This is a genomic window from Streptomyces sp. S465, assembly GCF_026898115.1.
Taxonomy (GTDB): Bacteria; Actinomycetota; Actinomycetes; order Streptomycetales; family Streptomycetaceae; genus Streptomyces; species Streptomyces luomodiensis.
This window is the reverse complement of sequence record NZ_CP114036.1, coordinates 1,395,775-1,420,383: the sequence shown is the minus strand read 5'-3', so window position 1 is coordinate 1,420,383 and position 24,609 is coordinate 1,395,775. Positions and strand designations below refer to the sequence as shown.

Annotated in this window: 23 protein-coding genes and 1 pseudogene; 14 read left to right on the top strand and 10 right to left on the bottom strand. The window is 70.8% G+C overall.

Features of this window, described 5'->3' with window-relative positions:
- Window positions 1–27: 27 nt before the first annotated feature.
- Both N6H00_RS06030 and N6H00_RS06025 read left to right on the top strand, forming a co-directional pair.
- Window positions 28–744 (top strand): GntR family transcriptional regulator, encoded by a 717-nt coding sequence (locus N6H00_RS06030; RefSeq protein WP_268970523.1) that lies wholly within the window; start codon window positions 28–30, stop codon window positions 742–744.
- Between the two features lie 119 nt (window positions 745–863).
- Complete coding sequence (locus N6H00_RS06025; RefSeq protein WP_268970522.1) at window positions 864–1,772, top strand: LysR family transcriptional regulator; 909 nt, start codon at window positions 864–866, stop codon at window positions 1,770–1,772.
- A gap of 43 nt (window positions 1,773–1,815) precedes the next feature.
- On the opposite strand, the gene N6H00_RS06020 is transcribed toward N6H00_RS06025, so the two are convergent.
- Entirely contained in the window at window positions 1,816–2,283 is a 468-nt protein-coding gene (locus tag N6H00_RS06020; protein WP_268970521.1) for a pyridoxamine 5'-phosphate oxidase family protein, read from the bottom strand.
- 55 nt (window positions 2,284–2,338) lie between these two features.
- Here N6H00_RS06020 and N6H00_RS06015 point away from each other — a divergent pair, with 55 nt between their 5' ends.
- Window positions 2,339–3,043, top strand: a complete 705-nt coding sequence (locus tag N6H00_RS06015; protein WP_443072904.1) for an isochorismatase family protein — start codon at window positions 2,339–2,341, stop codon at window positions 3,041–3,043.
- Here the strand turns inward: N6H00_RS06015 and N6H00_RS06010 are convergent.
- The gene (locus N6H00_RS06010) at window positions 3,009–3,506 is read right to left on the bottom strand and encodes a Rieske (2Fe-2S) protein (RefSeq protein WP_268970519.1); all 498 of its coding nucleotides are present in this window, start codon (window positions 3,504–3,506) and stop codon (window positions 3,009–3,011) included. The genes N6H00_RS06015 and N6H00_RS06010 overlap by 35 nt on opposite strands.
- Window positions 3,507–3,628: 122 nt before the next feature.
- Window positions 3,629–4,552: a quinone oxidoreductase family protein gene (locus tag N6H00_RS06005; RefSeq protein WP_268970518.1), complete on the bottom strand. Its 924-nt coding sequence runs from the start codon at window positions 4,550–4,552 to the stop codon at window positions 3,629–3,631.
- A 123-nt stretch (window positions 4,553–4,675) separates the two neighbouring features.
- Between N6H00_RS06005 and N6H00_RS06000 the strand changes: the two genes are divergently transcribed.
- The gene (locus tag N6H00_RS06000; RefSeq protein ID WP_268970517.1) at window positions 4,676–5,119 is read left to right on the top strand and encodes a MarR family winged helix-turn-helix transcriptional regulator; all 444 of its coding nucleotides are present in this window, start codon (window positions 4,676–4,678) and stop codon (window positions 5,117–5,119) included.
- A 378-nt stretch (window positions 5,120–5,497) separates the two neighbouring features.
- On the opposite strand, the gene N6H00_RS05995 is transcribed toward N6H00_RS06000, so the two are convergent.
- From N6H00_RS05995 to N6H00_RS05975, 5 genes are all read right to left on the bottom strand, one after another.
- Window positions 5,498–5,716: an EF-hand domain-containing protein gene (locus N6H00_RS05995; protein WP_268970516.1), complete on the bottom strand. Its 219-nt coding sequence runs from the start codon at window positions 5,714–5,716 to the stop codon at window positions 5,498–5,500.
- Between the two features lie 161 nt (window positions 5,717–5,877).
- Window positions 5,878–7,341 carry an MmgE/PrpD family protein gene (locus N6H00_RS05990; protein WP_268970515.1) on the bottom strand — a complete coding sequence of 488 codons (1,464 nt, stop codon included), beginning with the start codon at window positions 7,339–7,341 and terminating at the stop codon, window positions 5,878–5,880.
- Window positions 7,338–8,501, bottom strand: a complete 1,164-nt coding sequence (locus N6H00_RS05985) for an acyl-CoA dehydrogenase family protein (RefSeq protein WP_268970514.1) — start codon at window positions 8,499–8,501, stop codon at window positions 7,338–7,340. Before N6H00_RS05985 ends, N6H00_RS05990 begins: the two co-directional genes overlap by 4 nt.
- Before the next feature lie 73 nt (window positions 8,502–8,574).
- Window positions 8,575–9,813, bottom strand: a complete 1,239-nt coding sequence (locus N6H00_RS05980) for a CaiB/BaiF CoA transferase family protein (RefSeq protein WP_268970513.1) — start codon at window positions 9,811–9,813, stop codon at window positions 8,575–8,577.
- Entirely contained in the window at window positions 9,810–10,379 is a 570-nt protein-coding gene (locus N6H00_RS05975) for a MaoC family dehydratase (protein WP_268970512.1), read from the bottom strand. Before N6H00_RS05975 ends, N6H00_RS05980 begins: the two co-directional genes overlap by 4 nt.
- Before the next feature lie 208 nt (window positions 10,380–10,587).
- On the opposite strand from N6H00_RS05975, the gene N6H00_RS05970 reads away from it, so the two are divergent.
- The 4 genes from N6H00_RS05970 (at window position 10,588) to N6H00_RS05955 (ending at window position 14,716) form a co-directional block, all read left to right on the top strand.
- Window positions 10,588–11,340, top strand: coding sequence for a FadR/GntR family transcriptional regulator (locus tag N6H00_RS05970; RefSeq protein WP_268970511.1), 753 nt, complete (start codon window positions 10,588–10,590; stop codon window positions 11,338–11,340).
- A 282-nt stretch (window positions 11,341–11,622) separates the two neighbouring features.
- Window positions 11,623–13,140 (top strand): MFS transporter, encoded by a 1,518-nt coding sequence (locus N6H00_RS05965; RefSeq protein WP_268970510.1) that lies wholly within the window; start codon window positions 11,623–11,625, stop codon window positions 13,138–13,140.
- A complete protein-coding gene (locus tag N6H00_RS05960) occupies window positions 13,137–14,063 on the top strand; it encodes an HpcH/HpaI aldolase/citrate lyase family protein (protein ID WP_268970509.1) in 927 nt (308 codons plus the stop codon). The genes N6H00_RS05965 and N6H00_RS05960 overlap by 4 nt, the downstream gene beginning before the upstream one ends.
- A gap of 446 nt (window positions 14,064–14,509) precedes the next feature.
- Window positions 14,510–14,716, top strand: coding sequence for a hypothetical protein (locus tag N6H00_RS05955; protein WP_268970508.1), 207 nt, complete (start codon window positions 14,510–14,512; stop codon window positions 14,714–14,716).
- Here N6H00_RS05955 and N6H00_RS05950 read toward each other — a convergent pair.
- Window positions 14,713–15,176, bottom strand: a pseudogene (locus tag N6H00_RS05950) (XdhC family protein); the annotation flags it as partial. The gene N6H00_RS05955 and the pseudogene N6H00_RS05950 sit on opposite strands and share 4 nt — an antisense overlap.
- 538 nt (window positions 15,177–15,714) lie before the next feature.
- On the bottom strand, window positions 15,715–16,662 hold the full coding sequence (locus tag N6H00_RS05945; protein WP_268970507.1) for a LysR substrate-binding domain-containing protein: 948 nt from the start codon (window positions 16,660–16,662) through the stop codon (window positions 15,715–15,717).
- Window positions 16,663–16,772: 110 nt separating this feature from the next.
- Between N6H00_RS05945 and N6H00_RS05940 the strand changes: the two genes are divergently transcribed.
- The 6 genes from N6H00_RS05940 (at window position 16,773) to N6H00_RS05915 (ending at window position 24,135) form a co-directional block, all read left to right on the top strand.
- Window positions 16,773–17,579, top strand: coding sequence for a cyclase family protein (locus tag N6H00_RS05940; RefSeq protein ID WP_268976852.1), 807 nt, complete (start codon window positions 16,773–16,775; stop codon window positions 17,577–17,579).
- Window positions 17,576–19,225 (top strand): thiamine pyrophosphate-binding protein, encoded by a 1,650-nt coding sequence (locus N6H00_RS05935; protein ID WP_268970506.1) that lies wholly within the window; start codon window positions 17,576–17,578, stop codon window positions 19,223–19,225. The genes N6H00_RS05940 and N6H00_RS05935 overlap by 4 nt, the downstream gene beginning before the upstream one ends.
- Window positions 19,226–19,357: 132 nt before the next feature.
- Entirely contained in the window at window positions 19,358–20,512 is a 1,155-nt protein-coding gene (locus tag N6H00_RS05930; RefSeq protein WP_268970505.1) for a thiolase family protein, read from the top strand.
- On the top strand, window positions 20,509–20,820 hold the full coding sequence (locus tag N6H00_RS05925; protein ID WP_268970504.1) for a zinc ribbon domain-containing protein: 312 nt from the start codon (window positions 20,509–20,511) through the stop codon (window positions 20,818–20,820). The genes N6H00_RS05930 and N6H00_RS05925 overlap by 4 nt, the downstream gene beginning before the upstream one ends.
- The gene (locus tag N6H00_RS05920) at window positions 20,817–22,445 is read left to right on the top strand and encodes an ATP-dependent acyl-CoA ligase (protein ID WP_268970503.1); all 1,629 of its coding nucleotides are present in this window, start codon (window positions 20,817–20,819) and stop codon (window positions 22,443–22,445) included. Before N6H00_RS05925 ends, N6H00_RS05920 begins: the two co-directional genes overlap by 4 nt.
- A gap of 349 nt (window positions 22,446–22,794) precedes the next feature.
- Window positions 22,795–24,135, top strand: a complete 1,341-nt coding sequence (locus tag N6H00_RS05915) for an MFS transporter (protein WP_268970502.1) — start codon at window positions 22,795–22,797, stop codon at window positions 24,133–24,135.
- Window positions 24,136–24,609: the final 474 nt, after the last annotated feature.

Below are 24,609 nucleotides of genomic sequence, written 5' to 3'. Positions count from 1 at the left end.
GGACCGCGACCGTAGAAGGTGAGCTCGATGAACCCCCCGATCCCGCCCCTTCCGACCGCCTCCCCGCTCGGCGCGCCCGAGCAGCGGGTGGTGGTGGAGAAGCTGCCCGACCAGATCTACCGCGTGCTGCGGCACCGGATCGTGCACGGCCTGATGAAGGCGGGCTCGCGGATCGCCATCAACGACCTCACCGAGGAGTTCGGCACGTCCAAGACGCCGGTGCGCGAGGCGCTCAACCGGCTGGAGTACGACCAGTTGATCGTCACCCGCCCCCGGTCGGGCACCTTCGTGGTCCAGCCGACCGCCGACGACGTGGTCGAGGTGTGCCAGCTGCGCAAGGGCATCGAGTGGGTGGCGACCGGCCTGTCGGCCCGCACGATGCCCGAGGCGCTGCTGCGCGAGCTGCGCGAGGAGATCGTGGCGGCCAAGCGCCACGCGGACGAGGGGGACTACGAGCCCTTCTTCGAAAGCGACTACCGGCTGCACAACCTGATCGTGACCCACGCGGGCAACACCCGCCTGGTGCGGGCGCGCAGTTCGGTCGAGCCGTTCGTCCAGTGGCTGCGCGTCCTGGGCGCCACCGGCCCGCACCGTATCGCCGGGTCCACCCGCCGCCATCTGGAGATCGTCGACGCCATGCTCGACCGGGACGCGGAGGCCGCCATGACGGCCGCCGCGCTCCATGTCGACGAGGTGCAGCGGTGGACGGTGGAAGACCTCGGCAGCGCCCTGGGCGGTGACTGATCGCCGGCCGGGCCTGGCGGGGGCCGGGGCGGTCGGTGTGATCATGTCCGTTACGATGTGTTCTACAACCTCTTAGGGCAAGAGGATCTTCCTGGGCGGGATCGCGTAGCATTCCTTACATGTTGAACCTGGATCGCCTCCGGACCCTGCACGCCGTGGCCCGCCACGGCTCCGTGAGCGGGGCCGCGGAGGGTCTGCACGTCACCACCTCCGCCGTCTCCCAGCAACTCGCCAAGCTGGAGCGGGAGACCGGGCAGCAGCTGCTCGCCAAGCACGGGCGCGGAATCCGGCTCACCGACGCCGGGCGGCTGCTCTCCGACCACGCGGCGCGCATCCTGTCCCAGGTGGAGCTGGCCCAGGCGGATCTGGAGGCGCAGCGCGGCCACGCCGTCGGCGAGCTGCGGCTGGGCGCGTTCCCGACCGCCGTCCGCGGTCTCTTCCCGGCGGCGCTGAGCCGGCTGCGCACCGAGCATCCGCAGCTGAACGTCCGGCTCCAGGAGATGGAGCCGGACGAGTCGGTGCCCTCGGTGGTGCGCGGCGACATCGACCTGGCGGTGGTCCTGGACTGGTACAACAAACCGCTGCCGATGCCCGACGGGCTGGTCAAGGCCGCCCTGCTGGACGACCCGGTGGATGTGGCGATGCCCGCCGACCACCCCCTCGCCGACCGGCACGCGGTCGAGCCGGAGGACTTCGTGCACGACGAGTGGATCTCCTGGCCCAAGGGCGGATTCTGCTACGACTGGCTGATGGTGACCCTGCGCGGCAAGGGCATCGAGCCGCGCATCCGGCACACCGCGCATGAGCACCACACCCAGCTCTCGCTGATCGCCGCCGGGCTGGGCATCGCCGTGGTGCCCCGGCTGGGCCGCGGCCCGGTGCCCGAGGGGGTGCGGATGGTACCGGTCAGCCAGCCCACGATGCGGCGGCACATCTACGCGATCTGGCGCGCGGACGCCGACCGCAGGCCCTCGATCCGGGCGGCGGTCGAGGTGCTGCGCTCGGTCGGGGAGAAGGTCGTCGACTGACCGCCGGCCGGGAGCCGGGTCGGACCCGGCCCCGAGGAAGCCCTCAGCCCTGTGGGATCTTGCGGAAGTCCCAGGAGCGGATCGCCTCGGGGACCAGGCGCAGCCAAGCGTGGCGCCCGTCGTACGGCATGGTGTCCAGGCCGAAGTACTTCGCCGCGAACATCCGCTCCGGCGCGTCGAGTTCCGGGCACGACACGCCGGAGCGGGGCTCCTCGCCGACGAAGACCGCCTCGCCGGAGAGCTCCACCCCGCGCAGTTCGCCGTACTCGTGCCCGTCGTCGACCACCACCGCGAGCCTGGGGTCGCGGCGCAGTTCCGCCCAGCGGCGGCTGCGGGTCAGGGAGTACAGCCACAGGGCCGCGCCGTCCCAGCAGAACCACAGCGGGCTGATGTGCGGCCGCCCGTCCGCGGCCACGGTCGCCACGCGGCAGGTGCGCTGTTCGGCGAGGAAGGCGTCCAGCTCGTCCTGGCTCATCATGATGCGGCGTCCCCGCCGCTGGGTGACGGTCATCCGACCCGCACCTCCGGTGACTGGGGGTGCGGCACAGGATGATGGCTCTTCCTCCATGAGGCAAGGGACGCTACTCTCCCGCGCCGTGACCAGGCATCCCCGCGAAGACCTTGTGGAGCTGCTCCGGCCGGACGGCTGCGCGCTGCTCACCGTCGAATGCCAGCGCGGTGTGGTGGGGCCCAGGAGCGCGCTGCCCGAACTGGCCGCCGTGGCCCATGAGTCCGGTGCCCTCGGGCGTGTCGCCCACTTGGTGGCGGCCGCCCACGACACGGGCGTCCAGGTGCTGCACGCGGTGGCCGAGCGGCGCGCCGACGGACGCGGCGCGAACCGCAACGCACCGCTGTTCCGGGCCGTCGAGCGGCTGCCGGTCCGGCAGCTCACCGGAAGCGCGGCGGTGGAGATCGCCGCACCGGTCCCGGTGGCGGCCGAGGACCTGGTGGTACGGCGGCTGCACGGCCTGTCGCCGATCGCCGGGACCGAGGTGGACGCGCTGCTGCGCAATCTGGGCTGCCGCACGCTGGTCATCACCGGCGTGTCGGCCAATGTGGCGATCCCGGGCGCCGTCTTCGACGCCGTCAACCTCGGCTATGCGGCGGTGGTGCCCGAGGACGCCATCGCCGGGGTGCCCGCCTCGTACACCCCGGCGATGGTCCGTCACACGCTCGCCCTCGTGGCCACCGTCACCACGGCCGCCGAGGTGGTGGCCTGCTGGCGCGAGGCGGCCGTCACGCCATCCGGATCGAGTTTCCCCGCACCGTGATCTGCGCGCCGGGCAGCGGCTTTCGCGCCGGGCCGCCCTTCACACTGCCGTCGGTGATGTCGAACCTGCTCCGATGGCACGGGCAGTTGATGGTGCCGCCACTCACCTCGCCGACCGAGCAGCCCGCGTGCGTACAGATCGACGAGAACGCCTTGAACTCACCCGCGCTGGGCTGGGTCACCACCACCTTGTGGTCCTTGAAGACCATGCCGCCGCCCTCCGGGATCTGGGAGGTCTTGGCCAGTTCCATGCCGTCCCCGCCACCCGACTGGCCGTCGCCGGCGCTCTGGGACGGCTGCGCGGAGCCGGTGTCCTGGGTGCCGCCCGCGTCGCCGCCGCCCGAACCGCCGCCGTCGTCGTCCTTGCCGCATGCGGCGAGCGTGGCGGCCAGCCCGGCCGCTGTGGCCGCGGTGACGACGGCACGGCGGGTGCTGCCCCGCCCGGTGGTTGCCGGCTGCGTCATGGTGGTGCCTCCTGTCAGGGGACGTTTCACGGTTCCGTACGGACGGCGGGGCCCCCGCGTTCAACCCCACCCGGGCCATGCCCGGCGAGAGGGCCGGAAAATCGTCGTGCGGGGCCGTGGCGTCATGGGGTCAGGACGACCTTGCCGAGGTTGCGCCGGGACTCGATGATCTCGTGGGCGCGCGCGGCCTCGGCGAGCGGGATCTCGGCGTCCACGCGGGGGCGCAGCGTGCCGTCGCGGTGGAGTTCCCACACCTCGTCCAGCCAGCGCGCGTACACCTCGGGGTTGTCCCGGGCGACGGCCGCCGTCTGGAAGCCGATGGCCGAGGCCCCCCGCACCAGCAGCTCGTAGGCGTCGATCGTGCCGCCGCCCGAGCTGAAGGCCACCAGGCGGCCGCCGCGGGCCAGGGCGCGCACCGCGGGGCCGAGGAGTTCGCCACCGACCCCGTCGACGACGACATCGACCGGGTCGCCCCAGGACTCGTCCCCGTAGAGCACCACCTCGTCGGCGCCGAGGGCGCGTACGAACTCCGCCTTGTCCGCGCCGCTGACGGCCGCGACCACGCGGGAGGCCCCGCCTGCCTGCGCGTACTGGAGGGCGAGGGTGCCGACCGCACTGGCCGCCGCGGTCACCAGGACCGCGTCGCCGGGGTGGGGGCGGCCGGCCTCGTAGGCGCCGCGGGCCACCAGGCCGCTGCGGACCAGGACCACGGCGTCGACGGCGGTGGCCCGGTCGGGAACGAGGGAGGCCATCGTGTGGTGGAGCAGGGCGAGTTCGGCGTAGGCGTGGGCGAAGCAGAGGCCGGTGACGCGGTCGCCCACGGTGAAACCGGTGACGTCCGCACCGACGGCGGCGACGGTGCCCGCCACCTCGCCGCCGAGCGGGAGGGGCTCGGTGCCCTCGCGCACCTTCCGTACGACCGGCAGCGTGACCCCGACCGCCTCGGTCCGGACGAGCAACTCGCCCGGACCGGGCTCCGGAGCGGGGATCTCCTCGGTGAAGAGGACTTCGGGGCCTCCGTTGACCTCATAGCGGACACGGCGCATGGACACCTCCGGGTGTGGACACGGGAGCGGAATCGGCGCCCATCGATCGTTGGGCTTACCAACGGGTGTCAGCGTAGGAGGGAGTCGTTGGGAAGTCCAATGGTTTGCCGGTAGCCTCCTCCCATGACGCACACCGAACACCCGCGCGCCCTGGCGCACATCCAGTCCCTGCCGAGCTGGCTGGCCGGCCGGGTGGCGGCCCGTGGCCGGAGTCTGGTCGCCGAGGCGATCGCCGAGGAGGGGCTGAAGGTGCAGCATCACGCCGTGCTCGCGGCCGTGTCCGAGTACGGCCCGGTGGCCCAGGCGGATCTGGTGCGCCGGCTGGGCTTCGACGCCAAGGACGTGGTCCTGCTGCTCAACCACCTTCAGGGCGCCGGGCTGGCGGTGCGGGAACCCGATCCGAAGGACCGCCGCAAGAACGCGGTGCGGGTGACACCGGCGGGCGTGCGCACGCTGGAGCGGTGCGCGGCACTGGCCGAGCGGGCCAACGCCGAGCTGCTGGCACCGCTCAGCGCGGCCGAGGCCCGGCAGTTGATGGACCTGCTGACCCGGGTGTACGAGGCGTAGCGCCGTCCTGCGCGGGGCGGCCCCGGCGGCCCGTCGGAGCGGAGAGGGGCTGAGCGGGGACGGTCCCGGCGCCCGCGTCCGGGCCGCCGCCGGTCCCGGCGCGGCCCGCCCGCGGGGGAGCCGGCGCCGGGCGGACGGCGGCGGGCCACCTCCACCGGCGACCGCACCGAGCGCTTCCGCCCGTCGCCGTCACATGTTCCTGGCGCCGGCCCGGATCGCTTCGCGGATCAGCGACAGATGTTCCGGACGCCGTCGGTGATCTCGCGGCCTTCCTCCGCCACGCGGCGGACGAGAGCCACGGCGGCCATGCGACATGTCCACCGAACCGATGCGATGACGAGTCGGATCCAGCACGCTCACCTGCCGGACCCCACGGTGTCAGCCATTCATGGCCGCCCAGAACTCCTCGAAGGACATCTGGCGGTCGCCGTTGGTGTCCAGCGAGTCGATCAGCGCCTGGGCCTCCGACTCGGTGATCTGCGAGCCCTCCAACTCGGCCACGACCTTCCGGTATTCGTCCGCCGTGACCAGGCCGTCCCCGTCGAGGTCGTAGCGCTCGAAGACCTTCCGCGCCGCGGTCTCCACGATGTCCGCCATGTGCTCCACCCTTCTGTGATCTTCGCTGACGTGCCCAGGCTATCCGTCCGCCTGGAGCGAGGTGAGCGCTGCCCACCTGCCCGCATCGGTCGGCCAAGGTGCGCGGAGGAGACGGCCTTCGCCCTTTCCCGGAACCTCGTCAGCCGGGCGCCGGGTTGTCGTCAGCGCGGGGCGGAGGAGCAGACTTCCGCGAACTGACGTGCCGTCATGGCGTGTGCGCCACCCCTGCCGAGCCCGAGCACCGCGGCCTCGACGCGCGCGGTGACCGCCTCGTCCGCATCGGAGCGGGCGGCCATGTTCGCGCGGAACTTCGCCGTGATGTCGGCGTTGGTGAGCGGCCGGGTTTCGTGTCCGCGGTTGACCTGCTCGCGGTGGGTGAGCACCTGTCCGTTGTCCAGTTCGATGCTCAGCACCCCCGAGTAGGCGTTCGGGAAGGCGCTTTCGGGATCGTCGGTGACGTCCACCCGGCCGGCCAGGGCGAGGATCTCCTCGCTTTCCCGGGCCGGGGTGCTCAGCTCGGCCAGCCCGAAGCGATCCCGTACGAGCGCCGCGGCCACCGTGAAGGGCAGGCTGAACTTCGCGTCGTACTCGCTGCGGGGTGTGCGCTTGGCGGCGAGCGGTTCGGCGATCACCTTGCCCGGGACCGGGTGGATGCCCGCCGTCACGCGGGTGATGCGTGCCGGGTCGGCGCCCTGCCGGCGCAGCAGGAGTGCGGTGTCGATGAACGGGTGCGTGAAGTGGCAGGAGGCGTACGGTTTGACCGCCGTACGCGACAGCTCCCAGACCTCACCGAGGCCTTCGGTCACCGCCTCCGGCCGCGCCGTCCGCTCCGGGGTCTGGAGGTGGGTGTTGTAGAGGCCGAAGCGGCCCTCGTACACGGCCGGCGGGCCGCTCCAGCCCGCCCGCGCGAAGGACGCCGCCGTCAGCCCGCACATCGCGGCCCACCCGGGGTGCAGCCGCTTCGTCCACGCCCCGTCCTCCAGGAACTCCAGCAGCCCCGCCGCCATGGAGCCCACGATCCCCTGGGCGGTGGCGATGCCGGCCGGGCCGAGACCGGCGAGCTTGGCGGCCACGGTCGCGGCACCGAACGCGCCCGCGACCGGTGTGGGGTGGAATCCGCTGTCGTGGAAGTGGCCCGCGCCGCCCAGGCCGACCCGGGCGGCGACCTCGATGCCGAGCACATACGCGGCGAGGAGTTCGTCGCCGCCCCGGTCGGCCTGCACGGCGGCGGCGAGCGCGGCGGGCAGGGCACTGGCGGTGACGTGGGTGACCGAGGCGATGTGGGTGTCGTCGAAGTCGAGGCCGTGGATGAGCACGCCATTCAGCACGGCCGCGTCGCGCGGCTCAAGGCGCTCCGGGCGGCCCAGGACGGGACAGTTCCCACCGGCCGCGGCGCCCGCCGCCGAGCCGGGGCCGACGGCCGCCGCGGCGGTCTCGACGAAGTCCCGGTCGGCCGAGACGAAGGCCAGGCCCACGGCGTCGAGGAGCAGGTACCGGGCCCGTTCCACGACCTCCTCGGGGATGGACTCCAGCGTGAGCCCGGCGGCGAAGCGGCCCATGCGGTAGGCGATCCCCGCGCCGGCCGGATCCCGCTGCGCCGGTGCTCCGTGCTGCTCCGGCCTCATGCGACCTCCGCCTTTCCCGCGAGCAGGGCCTTGGCCACCACAGTACGCAGCACGTCGTTGGTGCCCTCGCCGATCGACATGAGCGGCGCGTCCCGGTAGAGCCGTTCGACCTCGAACTCCGTGGAGTAGCCGTAGCCACCGTGGATGCGCATCGAGTCGGTGGCGCAGCGCAGCGCCGTCTCGGATGCGAAGATCTTCGCCATGCCCGACTCGGTGTCCATGCGACGGCCCGCGTCCATCTGGGAGGCCGCCCAGTACGTCAGCAGCCGGGCCGCCTGGAGCTGGGTGGCGATCTCGGCGAGCCGGAGCTGGATGGCCTGGAAGTCGCCGATCGGCTGCCCGAAGGCCTGCCGGTCACGGGCGTAGGCCAGTGCCTCGTCGTAGGCCCGCTGGGCCACCCCGACCGAGCGCGCGGCGATGTTGATCCGGCCGGTCTCCAGGGACGACAGGGCCTGCTGCATGCCGCGCCCCTCCACGCCGCCCAGCAGGGCGGACACCGGGACCCGCAGGTCGGTCAGGACGACCTCGCAGGACTCGGGGCCCTTGTAGCCGAGCTTGCCGATGTCCTTGGTGACCTCGAAGCCGGGCGACACGGTGTCCACGAGCAGCACCGACATGCCCTTGTGGGCGGGGGTGGCGGTGGGGTCGGTCTTGACCAGGACGGGCAGCGGGTTGGCGTACCGCGCGTTGGTGATCCACATCTTGGTGCCGTTGACGACGTAGTGGTCGCCCTCGCGGCGGGCGGTGGTGCGGATGCCTTGCAGGTCGGTTCCGGCGCCGGGCTCGGTGAGCGCGAAGGCCGTGCGGCGCTCGCCCGTGGCCAGCTCCGGCAGATAGGCGCGCTTCTGCTCTTCCGTGCCGTGCCGGTTGATCATCCAGCAGGACACGGAGTGGCTGCCGAGGATGCCGGCCACGCCCATCCAGCCGCGGGAGATCTCCTCGAAGGTGAGCGCGAAGGAGACGGTGTCGATGCCGAGCCCTCCGTACTCCTCGGGGATGACCAGGCCGAAGAGGCCGAGCTTCTTCATCGTCTCGACGATCTCGGTCGGATAGCGGCCCGAGTGCTCGTACTCCCTGGCGACGGGGACGATTTCTCGCTCGACGAAGTCGCGCAGGGTCTGGCGGTACATCTTCTGTTCCGGGTTCAGTTCAAAATCCACGGCGTTCTCCGGGGTACGGCAAGTCGACGGCTGGAGGGGGAAGCTATGGGGCAGCGGTGCGTGGCCTGGTGCGTCAGGCCGCGTCCGGGCCGGAGGCGGCGTCCGGGCCGGGGACCTCGCCGAACGCGCCGGTGGCGCGCGCGTCCGCGATCCGCGCGTCGTCGTAGCCGAGGCCGCGCAGCACGGACTCGGTGTGCTCGCCCAGCAGCGGGGCCCGGCGGTGCTCGTCGGCGGCCAGCGGCGGGCCGACCCGCACGGGCGAGGCCACCGACGACATCCGCCCGTAGCGCGGGTGCTCGGTCTCGACCACCATGCCGCGGGCGAGGGTGTGCGGATCGGTGAGTGCCTGGTGCACCTCGTTGATCGGGGCGCACGGGATGGACGCGGCCTGCATCGGCTCCAGCCACTCGGCCACGGTCCGCGTCATCAGCACCTCCTCCAGCAGCGGTATCAGCTCGTCCTTGTGGATCCCGCGCTGGGTGAAGGTGGCGAAGCGCGGGTCGGCGGCCAGCTCCGGGTGTCCGATGACGTCGGTGAGCCGCTGCCAGAACTTCTCCTTGGCACAGCCGATGACCAGCCAGCCGTCCTTCGCCTCGAACGCCTGGAAGGGTACGAGCGAGGGGTGGGCCGAGTGCGAGGTGCGCTGCGGTTCCCAGCCCGCGTTCATCTGCCAGGTGCCCACATAGGTGAGCATGCCGATCGCGGTGTCGTACAGGCTCAGGTCACAGTCCATGCCCCGGCCGTCGCGGCGCGCCGCGTGAACGCCCGCCGTGAGGGCGAGGGCCGCGACCAGACCGCCGCTGTAGTCGACCAGCGACAGGCCCGACTTCTGCGGCGGGCCGCCGGGCTCGCCGGTGACCGACATCCAGCCGGCGAGGGCCTGGAGTACGTAGTCGTATCCAGGCTGGGCGCTGCGCGGCCCCTCCATGCCGAAGCCGGTGAGGGAACAGCAGACGATGGCGGGGTTGACCGTTGCCAGGTCCTCGTAGCGGATGCCCAGCTTGGCTGGGACATCGCCGCGCAGGTTGGAGTAGACGGCGTCGGCCGAGCGCACCAGGTCCTCGAAGACCTCGCGCCCGGCCGGGCTGCGGATGTCCAGTGCGACGGAGGACTTGTTGCGGTTGAAGGACTCGAAGAAGAGCGAGTCCTGGCCCTCGTTGAACGGCGGTACGTACCGTCCGATGTCGCCGTCGGAGCGCGGGTCCTCGATCTTGATGACCTCGGCGCCCAACGCGGCCAGGTGCAGCGAGCCGAACGGTCCGGCGCCGTACTGCTCCAGCGAGACGATCCGGACATCCTCCAGGGGCTTCATTTCCCGCTCCCCTCCGGGCCGGTCACCCGACCGTGCTCGGGGACGTCCTCCGGTACGGGCAGTGGCTTCTTGGCCGTGGGGAAGCGGGATTCGGCGCCGGCCGCGCCCCGCTTGTGGACGAAGAAGGAGCGCTTGAAGCTGAGTACCTCGTCACCGTGCTGGTTCAGCGACCGCGAGTGCACCGTGACGATGCCTGCCGTGGGACGGGAGCCGGACTCGCGCTTGGCGAGGACCACCGACTCCGTCCACAGCGTGTCCCCGGCGAAGACGGGGTGGGTGAACTTCACGTCGTCCAGGCCGAGGTTGGCGAAGGCGTTCTGGGTGACGTCGATGACGCTCTGGCCGACGGCGATGGCCAGCGTGAGGGTGGAGACCACTAGGGGCTTGCCGAACTCCGATCCGGCGCCGACCTGTTCGTTGAAGTGGGCCTGGTTGGTGTTCATGGTCAGCAGCGTGAACCACGTGTTGTCGGTTTCGTTGACGGTGCGTCCCAGCGGGTGCTGGTAGACGTCCCCGATGGTGAAGTCTTCGTAGTACCGGCCCTGCCATCCAGGCTTGATGCTCATGCCACCGCTCCTTCTCGACCTCCACCCGAGGGGGCGGGCGCCCCTGACTCGTAGCGGGGTGGGGTGTGTCCGCGACGCTAAATGTAGGACTTTTATTACGTCAAGAAGTCGGCGGCTTGTCGGTCAGATCATCGCGGCCTTCTCCCGTGCGTTCCGCCCCTCACCGCTTCGCGCCGCCGGACCTCGGGGGGCCTGTAGCGTGCGCACCATGCAGTCAAGTGGACGCCCCCAGCTCGGTTACGAACGCGTCGCGGACGCCCTGCGCGACATGATCCTCAGTGGTGAGCTGCTGCCCGGCGAGCGGCTGCCCCCCGAAGCCGAACTGACCGCCCGGATGGAGGTCAGCCGCGGCACCCTCCGGGAGGCCCTGCGGGTGCTGTCCTCCCAGAAACTGCTGACCACGACCCGCGGTGTGAACGGGGGGACGTTCGTCGCCGAGCCCTCCGTCGAGGACGTCTCCGAGTACCTGAAGACCTCGCTCGGGCTGCTCAGCCGGGGCCGGGTCTCCGTGCCGCAGCTCCTTGAGGTGCGCGCCATGCTGGAGGTCCCCGCCGCCGGGCTCGCCGCCCGCCGCCGCACCCAGGCTGACCTCGAACGACTGGCCTCCTCGATCGTGGCGGTCGACAGCGGGGACACCCCCGAGGGCGCCCGCTGGAGCGCCAACAGCAACTTCCACGTGCTGCTGCTGCGGGCGGCGGGCAACCCCCTGCTGGACATGGTCACCCAGCCGGTCTTCTCGGTGCTGCGCGAGCGCTTCCTGCGGGAGCGCGCGGACGCCTCCTTCTGGCGCACTGTCGCCGACGAGCACGCGGCGATCCTGGAGCACGTGCGCGCCGGCCGGGCCGACGCGGCGAGCCGCGCGATGCGCGCGCACCTCTCGGCGCTGCGCGACACCTATACGCGTATCGACGTCATGCAGGTCGGCTCCGTCCGGGAGGAGCCGGGAACCGATCGTCGCTGACCTCACCCCGGGCGGCCCCGGCCCGGTGCGGCCGGGACCCGCCAGGGCCGTGGTGCGTGGGGTGGCCGCAGGCGATGTCGATGAGTTGTTGCAGGAGTATTGCGCCGTAAAAAGTTCGACCTTTACTGTGCACGCAGTCGTGACACACGACACAGCTCGCGGGATGTACGCCGGCGTGAGGCGCCCCCGTCCTCCCTCCGGCCCCGCGACGCGACGCGCGGAGGTGAGCCGTCCGGCTCCAGCCGCAACGAGCCCGCCAACGACCGTGCGAGGCAGATCACCATGACAACGAGCACCACCGGCCAGTCCCCATCACGAGACGCGCGCACCCCATCGGTGACGGCCCGGCTGGACCGCATCCCCGTGGCGACCACGTCCCACCGCAGATGGGCGCTGCTGCTCGGGTTCCTCTTCAGCTTCGACCTGATCGACCTGAACACCTTCGCCTATGCCGCTCCCCGCCTGCGCGAACAGTGGGACCTCCCGCTCGACGGGGTCGGCGTCATCACCTCCGTCGGCTTCGCCGGCATGTTCATCGGCGCACTCCTGGGCGGACGGCTCTCCGACCGCTTCGGCCGCCGCCGTGTGCTGCTCGGCGCCGTCGTCTTCTACTCCTTCTTCTCGCTGCTGTCCGCGGTCTCGTTCAACGCCTGGCAGATGGGCGTCACCCGCTTCCTCACCGGCGTCGGCCTCCAGGCGATGACCGGTGTGTTGCTGGTGTGGGTCAGCGAGATGTACCCACGGGCACTGCGCGGCCGGTACCAGTCGTGGATCCTCGTCCTCGGCTTCGTCGGGGTCCCCGTTTCCGCGTGGGTCTCCCGGCTGGTCATCCCGCTCGGCCCGGAGAGCTGGCGGTGGGTCTTCGTCGTCGGCGCACTGGGCGTCGTCGGTGTGGTCATCGCCGCCCGCATCCTCCCCGAATCCGTCCGCTGGCACGTCGCGCACGGCAAGGAGGAGGCGGCGTCCGCCCTCGTCACCCGGCTGGAGGAGGAGGCCGTCGCCCGGACCGGCACCCCGCTGCCCCCGCCCACACAGGCCCCGCCGCTGCCCCGCGGCGGCCTTGCCGACCTGCTCACCGGCCGTAACCGACGTCGGCTGATCGCCACGTCACTCGTCTCGATCTTCCTGATCCTGTGCTTCTACGGCTTCAACTCCTGGGTCCCCACCCTGCTGGTGGAGAACGGCTACACCCAGTCCGAGAGCCTCACCGTCACTTCGGTGCTCGCGGCTGCGGCCGTCCCCGGCGCGCTGCTCGCGATCCCCTTCATCGACCGCTGGGACCGGCGCTGGATGCTGCTGTGCATCGAAACCTGTGTGGCCGTGCTCCTGCTCGTGTTCGGCCTGATCGACGGTGCCACCGCGCTGATCGTCAGCGGCTTCCTCGCCACGATGCTGCTCCAGTGCGGCGTGGCCGTGCAGTACACCTACATCCCCGAGGTCTTCCCCACTCCGCTACGGGGCCTGGGCGCGGGCATCGCCACCGGTTTCGGCCGCCTCTCCGGCGTGATCGGTGGCGTGACCGTCGGCTGGATCTACACCACCTTCGGTTTCGCCGCCGTCTTCGTCTATCTGGCCGCGATGGCCCTGGCCATGGGCCTGGTGCTCATCGCTCTCGGGGAACGGACGACCAACATGGCGCTCGACACGATCGGCGCGGACGCCGCCTCAGCGGCCACGGACACCGGCACCGGCTCGGTCACGGACCTGGCTACCGGCTCAGCCGCTGACGGAAGTACCGGCCCGGCCGCGGACACGGCCACGGGCACCCCCACGCAAACGCGCAAGAGGAGCATGCCATGACGGATCCACGGCCCGGTACGGCAACGGAGAAGGGCCGGGGCCCCACGCCGACCGCCGCACCCCACAGGGCCGCCGGACCCGGCGCCCCTTCGACGGTGGGGACCGCGCGCAGCGTCCTGTTCGTCCCCGGGTCCCGCCCCGACCGGTTCGCCAAGGCCACCGCCAGCGGCGCCGACCTGGTCGTCATCGACCTGGAGGACGCCGTCGGCCCCGGAGGCAAGGCCGAGGCCCGCGCGACGGTCTTCGGCTGGCCTGACCTGGCCGGCGTGGCCGTGCGGATCAACGCGGCCGGCACCGACTGGCACGAGGCGGACCTCGCCGCTGTCCTGGCCGCCCACGCGGCCGGTTCAGGACCCGCCGCCGTGATGCTGCCCAAGGCCGATGCCGCCGCGACCGCCGCCACCGCAGCGGCGCTGCCCGTGGGCAGCGCCCTGCTGCCCCTCGTCGAGTCGGCGCGTGGGGTGCGTGACGCGGACCGGATCGCCGAGAGCGACCGGGTCGTGCGCCTCGTCTTCGGCAGCGTGGACTACGCCCACGACATCGCGGCCACGCCGCACCCTCCCGCCGAGGACGAGCTGCTGTACGCCCGTAGCGTCCTGGTGAACTCCTCGCGCGCCGCCGGACTGGCCGCCCCGGTCGACGGGGTGACCCTCGCCCTGGACGACGTGGAAACCGCCGAGCGGGAGGCGCGCCGCAGCCGGGACGTGGGCTTTGGCGGCAAGCTGTGCCTGCACCCGCGCCAGCTTCCCGGCGTGCACCGCGCCTTCCTGCCCACCGAGGCCGAGGTCGCCTGGGCCCGCCGGGCCGCCGAGGCCGCACAGCGGTCGGACGGCGGCGCCATCCGGCTCGACGGGGAGATCATGGACAAGCCCCGCCTCGACCTGGCGCTGCGCATCCTCGCCCAGGCCGACACCGCCGCGTGACGCACGAGGGGGTCCGGTGGGTCCGTCGTCGGCGGTGGCGCTCCGCCGAGAGCGTCGCGCCTCGGGGGCGGTGCCCCCGCCGGACCAGCTGACGTCGCTGACCTGCACTTTCGGCCTCTAGCGGCTACTGACCTGCGGCGATGCCCCTTACTGGAGCTTTGAGCGTCGTACGAGTTTGTGCGGCCGGAACTCCCCATGGGCTCCCCAGCGGGGGTCGTTCTCCCCAGAGACTCCCCAAGAGTCGCGGGAGGACAGCCCTCGCCATGCCGGTTTCGTGGCGGTCCCGCTGGCTTCGGCGCCATCCCCGGGGACGCGGGCAGCAGAGCAGACTCCGGGAGGAGCCGGCAGGAGGGCTGTCGGCTGCCGAGAGGGTCGCCAAGCGCGTAGCAGCTCCCTGGTTAAGGTTCGACGGCTCTCGGCTCGCCGAGGAACGTGGCGCCCGCTACGTGCAGCTCGGCCGGCTCGATCTCGTCGAAAGCGCACTGACGACTGCGCTGAAACAGGACGCCCTCGCCCAGGGGCAATCCTTCCGATGGTGCGGTGCCGTGCTCACCGACCTCGCAGCGATCGGCGCGAAAAGGCGTATGACGGACCAGGTGATCACGTACGGCCGTGAGGCGCTGACCCTGGCCCAGGAGTCCTCCTCCAGCTAGGTCGTCACCCGTAGACTCCAATGCCTACGCGCTGTGATCGGCCCGTTGGCCCGGGATCGGGGGATCGCAAAGCTGGGAGGGGAGATCAGCGCACTGAGCGCGACGCGACGAGAGCGCGCCCCGAGGTCGAGGCCGATAGGTGAATGCAGGCGGGCGGGCTGCTCGTCGGACATACCGGTTTCGTGGAGGAGACGCAGGCGTTGGTGATGAGTACGTCGGGAGCCCATCGCACCGACGTAGCCGACGGACAGATCGAGCGCGAGGCGCAGCAGGGGATATCGAATGTGGTGCCGTGGGTGAGGACGCAGACCGCAGTACGGGCATCCACGGTTGTGCGTTCCAGATAGCGGTGGAGCCAGTCGACCACGACCTCGTCCGCTTGCGGGAAGCGGGCGGCGGTGGCGAAGACGGGGCGGGTGTCGCAGACGGTGACCTCGTAGCCGAGGAAGCGCCCGGCGCGGCGGATCCGGCGAGGCCGAGCCCGTGGCCGCAGGACGTCGCGGCGGCAGCAAGGCGGTCGAGTCCCCGATGCCGACGCACGGACCGCTCGCCCTCGATCTCGTCGCCGCGCAGCCGCAGGGCCTCGTGGTGCAGGACGTGGCGCGGTACCTCGGGGCCCACCCGCGCCATCGCGTACCGCATTCTGGTCTCGCTCGTAGAGCGCCACCTGGTCGTGCGGGCCTCCGACGGCCGGTTCGGGTGTTGTGACCTGAGGCGGAGGTCTTTTCCGATCTTTCAGGGGCTTGCCGCGTCCGGCGGCGAAAGGCCCCTCAGGCAGCGCTGGAAGTGCCGGGAAAGTCACTGGGACGGAGAGGCTGGGGTTGACTCACGGGCCTGCTCGCTCTGCCTGTGCCGTCCACCTCGACAGGTCAGGCGTCGACGCTGCGTCCCGATCTCCTGTCGCAGAGAATCGAGTCGCCCGGGCAGGAACGGCAAGGTGCGGCTGGACAGATCGATCGAGGACGGGCAGACAAGCACGCGAGAACAAATTGCTCCCATCATCGCCGTGATTCCCACAGCACGGGGTCGGTCTCCCGGGCGACTGCGACGATCTCCTTGATCAGGAGCCTGGTACTCGCGGACGGCCGCCGGTCGGCGATCGTGGTGATCCCGATCTCGCGCGGCACGGTGTCAAGCCCCAAGGGCAGCACGGCGAGCAGCGGGTCCCGTGCGCCGATCAGCATGGGCAGTGGAGCGACGGCGTCTGTTTCCAACAGGACCGTCCTCAGCGTGAGGATCGTCGAGCACTCGATGATGTTCGTGGGGAGGGGCAGGCCCCGGCGGTCGAAGAGTTCGTCGATTTCCTGGCGCAGCTGGCTGTTTCGGCCCGGCAGGATCCACGGCAGGTCCATGAGGTCCTCAATGCCGCTGGTGGGTGTCCCGAGGCAGGGGTGCGCATGCCGAACGACGAGGCGAACCGGTTCGTCGTAGAGCCGGACGTGACGCAGCGCGGCGCGCGGGCTCGACGGCTGGAGCCGGCCGACCAGTACGTCCACTTCGCCTCGGGAGAGTTGCAGGCCGAGTTCCTCGGGCATCGCCTCGACGACCGAGACGGTGAGGTGCGGGTGGGCCTTCTTGAGCCGGATCAGGGTCTGCGGCAGCAGGGAGTGCGCGCCCGCGAGGATGGTTCCCACCCGTACGGGCTCCATGCCGAGACGCTGGAGCTCGTGGATACGTCCGGCCGCGGCTTGCACATTGCCGACGACCGCGCGGGCGTGCTCGATGAGGATGTCGCCGTACTGGGTCGGACGGACGCCGCGCGGCCCCCTGGCGAAGAGTTTGACCCCAATGATCGTCTCGATCTCCTGAAGGCTTCGAGTTACGACCGGTTGGGTGACGTGCATCGCCTTGGCGGCACCGACCAGGGTGCCCTCGTCGGCCACGACGGTCACGAGCACCAGGTGGCGCAGCTTCAGCCGGCCGTCCAGGAAATGTTCCACGTTCATCTCGCTACATCTCTCCGTAGCATGGTGTTGGGCTTCGGTATAGCCATACATGCATGGCCCCGACCGGAGAAGCATTGGTCAGTGTTGAATTCCTGCCAAATGATGGGGCCATGTCTTCGACACTCTCCCCAGAGAGCGCGTTGAGTGGCCTGACGTCCGCTCTGGCCTCCGGCGACGTCGAGGTGGTCGACCTGACCGCCCTCCTGTCGCCGTCGACGCCCGTGCTCGACCTTCCGCCGGACATGGCGCCGATCCCCCACTTCGAGCTGGAGGAGCTTGCGCGGTACGACGAGCGGGGGCGCACGTCCTACCAGAACGGCATTCACACCGGTGAGCACGTGGGCACCCACTTCGATGCGCCGTGCCACTGGATCACCGGCGCCGACAAGGGGGACGTCGCCGACGTACCGGTCCGGCGTCTGACGGCTCCCGCCGTTGTCATCGACAAAACTGCCGAGTGCGCCGCCGACCCGGACTTTCTGCTGACAGTTGAGCATCTCGAGGAGTGGCAGCACGACCACGGCCCTCTTCCGGAAGGCGGTTGGCTGCTCTACCGGACCGGTTGGGCCGCGCGCTCGCACGACCAGCAACTGTTCCTCAACGCCGACGACAGCGGGCCTCACACGCCCGGCCTCACGGCCGAATGCGCCCTCTGGCTGGCCGAAGAGTCACCGATCGTCGGACTCGGCGTGGAGACGGTCGGGACCGACGCCGGGCAGGCGTTCACCTTCACTCCGCAGTTCCCGGCGCACCACTACCTGTTGGGCGCGGGCAAGTACGGAGTCACCCAGTTGCAGAACCTCGACCGGCTGCCCGTCACCGGCGCCGTCCTGATCGTCGCTCCACTCCGCATCGCCGGAGGATCCGGCAGTCCGGCGCGGGTTCTGGCATTCATGGAGAACGGAGAAGGCCGGTGACCGAGCTTGTCCACGAGGCCATCGGCAGGCAGCTCACCGACCTCGGCGTCCGTACGGTCTTCGGCGTGGTCGGCAGTGGCAACTTCCACTTCACCGACGCGATGGTGCGCGGCGGCGCCCGGTTCGTCGCCGCTCGTCACGAGGGCGGCGCGGCCACCATGGCGGACGCGTACGCCCGTATGTCCGACGAGGTCGCTGTGCTCTCCCTGCACCAGGGCTGCGGCTACACGAACGCCCTCACCGGGATCACCGAGGCCGCGAAGAGCCGGACGCCGCTGCTGGTGCTGACTGCCGAAGCCGCCGATCCCACCTCGAACTTCGCGCTCGACCAGGCGGCGATCGCCACCGGCGTCGGGGCGGTCGCCCTGCGCGTCCGGTCGCCCAAAACCGCCCTCGACGATGTGGCAAGGGCCTTCGCCATCTGCCGCCACCAGCGGCGCACGGTCGTCCTCAACGTCCCGATAGACGTTCAGGACGCGCCCCTGGAGGCGGAGGGACCCGCCCGGGAGTACCGCCCGGTCGCCGAACCGCGGCCCGACGACAGTGAGATCGCCACGTTCGCCCAGCTGCTGGAACGCGCCGAGCGGCCGGTCTTCGTCGTCGGACGCGGCGGCCGTTCCCCGGGCTCCCGGGAGGCCGTCCGTGAGCTGGCCGCCGAGGCGGGCGCCCTCCTCGCCACATCCGCCGTCTCCCGCGGGATGTTCAACGGCGACGACTGGAACATCGACGTCTCCGGTGGCTTCTCCTCGCCGCTGACGGCCGAACTCGTCTCCGGCGCGGATCTGTTGGTGGGATTCGGCTGCGCCCTGAACATGTGGACCATGCGGCACGGCCGGCTCATCTCGCCGGACGCGACCGTCGTCCAGGTCGACATCGAACCGGGAGCCATCGGCGTACACCGTGACGTGGACCTCGGCCTGTGGGGCGGTGTCGCGGGAACGGCCCGGGCCACGACCGAGTGGCTGCGGGCGAACTCGCCCGGCGGGCGGACGGGTTACCGCACTCCGGGGGTGGCGGAGCGGATCCGGACCGGCCTGCGTTGGAACCAGGTCGGATTCGAGGACGCGTCGGGCGACGGACGGGTCGACCCGCGCGGTCTGACCGCCACGCTCAACGACATCCTGCCCACCGAGCGGATCGTCTCCGTGGACTCGGGCAACTTCCTCGGCTACCCGAGCATGTACCTCGACGTGCCCGACGAGTACGGGTTCTGTTTCACCCAGGCGTTCCAGTCCGTCGGTTTGGGCCTGGCGACCGCGATCGGTGCCGCCCTGGCGCAGCCCGACCGGATGCCCGTGGCCGGCTGCGGTGACGGTGGCTTCCTGATGGGCCTGTCGGAGCTGGAGACTGTCGTACGCCTTGGTCTGCCCATGCTGATCGTCGTCTACAACGACGCCATGTACGGCGCCGAGGTGCACCACTTCGGGTCCGGCGCCAGCGGCCTCGACACGGTGACCTTTCCCGACGTGGACATCGCGGCGATCGCGCGGGGACATGGGTGCGAGGCGTTGACCGTTCGACGGCCCGAGGACGCGTACGCGGTGAAGGAGTGGCTGTCGGCCGGTCCCGTCCGTCCCTTGGTGCTGGACGCCAAGATCGCCTCGGACGGGGGTTCCTGGTGGCTGCAGGAAGCTTTCGGACACTGAGGCACCGCCAAGGCACCCGTCGACTGCCGGACCGGGCCGCAAGGCCCGTCGGCAGCACCCCGACATGGACACCAGGAGGGCCCCGAGGATGAATCCCCCCGACCGCGTCTCGACATGGGACAGGGAGCTCTGATGAGAAAGACGACAAGCGACGTCTCCGTCATCGGCGCCGGAGAATCGCCCTACACCCGGCATCCGGCGTCCGGCACGACGACGGAACAGGTGCTCGCCGACGCCGTACGCCGTGCACTCGCCGATGCGAACCTCCGGACATCCGAGGTCGACGGCTTCGGTGTCTGCAGCTTCACCCTCGGTCCTGACCACGCCATCGACCTGGCCTGGCGGCTCGGACTGCGGCTGCGTTGGCTGATGCAGGACACCAACGGCGGGGCGAGCGCCGGCACGATGCTGCAGCACGCCGTGCGGGCCGTGGAGTCCGGCGACGCCTCGGTCGTGGTGCTCGTGGCCGGCGACCTGATGGACCAGCAGGTGCACCTCAAGATGGTGGCCGAGTACAACCGGGCGACCGCCGATCATCTGGTTCCGCTGAACATGCTCGGACCGAACGCCCTTTTCGCCCTGCTGACTCAGCGTCAGATGGTGGCCGAGGGGCTCACTCGTACGGATTATGGGCGACTCGCGGTGGCTCAACGTGCATGGGCATCTCTCAACCCCGGGGCCGTGTACCGCAAGCCGATGACGCTCGACGACTACTTGAACGCTCCCATGATCGCCGACCCCCTCGGCCGGTACGACTGCGTACCGCCGGTCACGGGCGCCGATGCCGTGGTGGTCGCGGCCGACGAACGGGCCGCGGGCACACGACGAGCCAGGGTGCTGACCGTCTCGGCCCGTTACAACAGCGATGACCAGACAGGCGACGGCCTGGTCACCGGCCTGGCCGACTGCGCGTCCGAGCTGTGGGACACCGCCGGCCATGGGCCGGCCGACGTCGACGTGGTCAGCGTGTACGACGACTACCCGGCCATGGCGCTCGCCCAGCTCAAGGACCTTGGACTGGTCGCCGGCGGTGAGATGCCGGCCTTCATCGCCGAGCGTCTCGCCACCCGGAAGCTTGCCGTCAACACCTCCGGCGGACAGCTCTCGGCCGGCCAGCCGGGTTCCGCGGGAGGCATGCACGGACTCGTGGAGATCGTTCGGCAGTTGCGCGGCCAGGCAGGACAGCGGCAGGTCGATGCCCGTCTCGGCCTGTTCAGCGGATACGGGATGGTGCTCTATCGCTACGGCGCGTGTGCCACCGCCGGGCTCCTGGAGGCGGCCGAATGAGTGTGATCGTGCAGAACTGCCGGACGTGCGGCGGCCAGTGGTTCCCCACCCGGTTGATGTGTCCTCGCTGCGGTGGTGCCGATCTGGCGCCCATGAGCGTCGAGCGCGGGGTGGTCGAGCAGCTGACCCACCTCGGCGACGTCGTCATCGCGTCGGTGGCCTGCGACCCCGAACCGCTGCTCGTTGCCAGGTTGCACGGGACGGTCGAGCCCGGTGACGTCGTGGAACTCACCGATCGCCCCGACACGTCCGGCCGTCCCGTTGCCTTCGTACCGCCGAGCGGCCTGCCCCGGAAGGAGCTGTCATGAGCGATGTCACCGACGTCCCCGACCTCACCCGCGCAACCGTCTCCGGACTGCTGCAATGGCGCGCGGACATCACCCCGGACAGCATCCTGCTGCGCTGCGGGGACACGCAGAGAACCGCCGCCCAGATGCTCGAACGGGTCGCCGTCGCGGGAGGCCTGCTGCGCCGGCACGGGGTGGAGCGGGGAGACCGGGTGGCGCTGATGGCGTCCAACCGGGTCGAGTTGCTGGACCTGATCCTGGGCTGTGCGTGGATCGGTGCCGTCGCGGTGCCGATCAACACCGCCGCGCGGGGTGAGCAGCTCCAGCACATCCTGACCAACTCGCAAGCGGAGCTGCTGGTTCTGGAACATCCCTTCCTCGCACAGGTGGAGGCGTTGCCGAGCACCGCCGAGCTGCGCCAGATCTGGCTGCTGGACGAGGAAGAGGCCGTCTCGGTGCTGCCGGTTCCCGTCGACCTGATCCCGGACGACGGCCGGGCCGTGGAGCCGGTGGCGGTCGGCCCCGGCCATCCCGCGGTGATCCTTTACACCTCGGGCACCACCGGAGTCTCCAAGGGAGTCGTCTGCCCGCACGCCCAGTTCTACTGGTGGGGCCGCAACGTCACGGCTCAGCTCGGCATCACCTCGGCCGACGTTCTGCACACCTGCCTGCCGCTGTTCCACACAAACGCGCTCAACGCCTTCAGCCAGGCGCTGGTCAGTGGAGCCCAGTACGTCATCGGCCCGCGCTTCTCGGCCTCCCGCTTCTGGTCGGACGTGACGGCCAGCGGGGCGACCTTCACCTATCTGCTGGGCGCCATGATCAGCATCCTGGCGGGCCGGCCGCCCGGGGAGCACGACCGGGCGCACCGGGTGACCGCGGCGCTGGCGCCGGCCACCCCGGCCGGGCTGCTCAGGGAGTTCGAGCAGCGGTTCGGTGTCGTCCTCATCGACGGCTACGGCTCGACCGAGACCAACGCGGTGATCTCCGCGAGCCGGACCGAACAGCGGCCGGGATTCGTCGGACGCCTTCAGGAAGGGTTCTCCGCCCGGGTCGTCGACGAGAACGGGCTCGACGTTCCCCCTGGCACACCGGGCGAACTGCTGCTGCGCAGCGAGCAGCCCTTCGCCTTCGCCTCCGGCTACCACCGCATGCCCGACGCCACCGTCGCCGCGTGGCAGGACCTGTGGTTCCACACCGGTGACCGGATGGTGATCGAAGCGGACGGGTGGATCAGGTTCGTCGACCGCATCAAGGACGTGATCCGCCGTCGCGGCGAGAACATCTCCTCCGTCGAGGTCGAAAACGTCCTCGCACAGCACCCCGGCGTCCGTGACGTCGCGGTCTACGCGGTGGACTCCGAACTCGGCGAGGACGAGGTGATGGCCGCCGTGGTCCCGGTCGAGGGGCAGAAGGTCGACTTCGTCGAGCTGGTGGCCTTCTGCGAGCCCCGGCTGGCCTACTACGCGATTCCCCGCTTCGTGGCGCTGTGCCCGGAACTGCCGCTGACCGAGAACGGCAAGGTGCGCAAGACCGTGCTGAGGGAGTGGGGAGCCGACCGCGCCGACTGGGACCGGGAGGCGGCCGGCGTCGTGCTGCGGCGCGATCAATCCACCGCGGACCGCTCGGAAGGAGCCTGTACTTGACCGGATACCGCACCTTCGTCGGTGCCCGGCCCCTTGACGGCGCATCCCCGTTCAACGACATCGATCCAGTGGACGCCACCGTCCGGTTGGCTCCGAACGGCGAAAGCTGAGCGCGGCCTCCCGCGCGTCGGCCGGGGACCCGCCCACGCGGCGTCCCCGTGGACATCGCGGCCACCGCCTCCGAAAGGGCGGTGGCCGTCACCGTACAGGTCCTGGCCGTCAGCGGCGGCCACTGAACCTTCCCTCGAGCGAACCCCGCCCCGGCACGTCCCCCTTTCCCGGCCATCGAGATGACCCCGCGCGACCTTCGACGTCCCGATGGCCACCGTCCTCATCCAGAGGTGACGAGATGAGCCCCACCGCGCCGCACAAACCGGCAGTCGGACCGCAGTCGATCCGCAAGATCGCCATCGCCAGCCTGACCGGAACCGCACTCGAGTGGTACGACTTCTTCCTCTACGGCACCGCCTCCGCCCTGGTGCTCGGCACCCTCTTCTTCCCCGAGGCCAGCTCCCTCGCCGGCACCCTGGCCTCCTTCGGCACCTTCGCCGTCGGATTCGCGGCCCGCCCCCTCGGCGGAATCATCTTCGGTCACTTCGGAGACCGGCTGGGCCGCAAACCCATGCTCGTGATCACCCTGCTGGTCATGGGCTTCACCACCTTCCTCATCGGCGCCCTGCCCACCTACGCGCAGATCGGAGTATGGGCGCCGGTCCTGCTCACCCTGCTGCGTGTCCTTCAGGGCATCGCGGTCGGCGGCGAGTGGGGCGGAAGCGTCCTCATGATCACCGAGCACGCCCCCGCGGGACGGCGCGGCTTCTACTCAGCCTGGAGTCAGGTCGGCATCAACCTCGGCTTCATCACCTCCGCCGGAGTCTTCGCCGCGGTCCAGGCCCTGTCCGACGAGGCGTTCCTGGCCTGGGGCTGGCGTCTGCCCTTCCTCCTCGGAGCCGTCCCCGCGCTGGTCGGCCTCGTCATCCGGCTGAAGATCGAGGAGACACCGGAGTTCCAGAGCGTTCAGCACACGGGCGAGAAGCAGCGGCTTCCGATCCTGCACGCCCTGAAAACCCACCCGCGCTCCATCCTGATCACCGCCGGCGCCCGGATGGCGGAGAACGGCGCGTCGTACATCTTCCTCGTCTTCTCCCTCGCATACGGCAAGCACATCGGGGTCGACAACACCCTGCTGCTGACCGGGATCATCGTCGCGAACATCGTGGAAGGCGCCTCGATGGTGGGATTCGGTGCCCTCTCCGACCGCATCGGCCGCCGCCCCGTCTACATGGCCGGAGCGGCCACCCTCATCGTCTTCGCGTTCCCCTTCTTCTGGCTCGTGGACACCGGCACCCCCGCGCTCGTCTGGCTCGCCTTCGTCATCGCCATCGGCATCGGCCACGGGGCCATGATCGGAACCCAACCGAGCTTCTTCACCGAGTTGTTCGGCAAGTCCTCGCGCTACAGCGCCATCTCGCTCGGCCACGAGCTGGCCTCGGTGTTCGCGGGCGGGCTCTCGCCGCTCATCGCGACCGCTCTTCTGGCGGCCACCGACTCCTCCTGGCCCATCTCCCTGTACCTCGTCGTCCTTGGCTGTATCACGCTCGTCTCGGTCTACTTCGCCCGCGAGACGGTGCAGCGCGACACCGCGCCCACGCCGGACCCGCGGCTGCAGCCGGCCGGAACACACGAATAGCGCGTACCCGGTGCGCCGGTGCTCGTCGGCCGGCCACCTCTTGGCCGGTGCGACGAGCCGTCCACCCAACCAAAGGCCGGGGGCGCCCGGGCACCAGCCTCGTGAGACTTCGCGCGGCCTGAGGGGTACGGACGGCTCGTCCGCCGTGCCGCCCGGGACGGACCGTGCGCCCTCGGCCGCGGGGAGGGACCCTCCGTGAGACGTTCGTACCTGCTACCGCGTAGCCGCCGACCCCGTGGTCGCGGACGTGCTTCCTCTCGTCCGCTCGATCCCCACGGGTCGGCCCACCACAAGATACGTACAGCGAAGTCAAGCGAAGGGACCTGCCATGTGCGAGTGGCGCCAGTTGGGGTGGCTTCGGCGGTGACCAGCACGGTCAGCAGCAGACCGAGGGTGTCGCAGCCCGGGTGCCGATGATCCGTTTCCCGGCGTCGGTGCCCTGATCGGCGAGATGCACGGCCCGGTGAGCCCCTC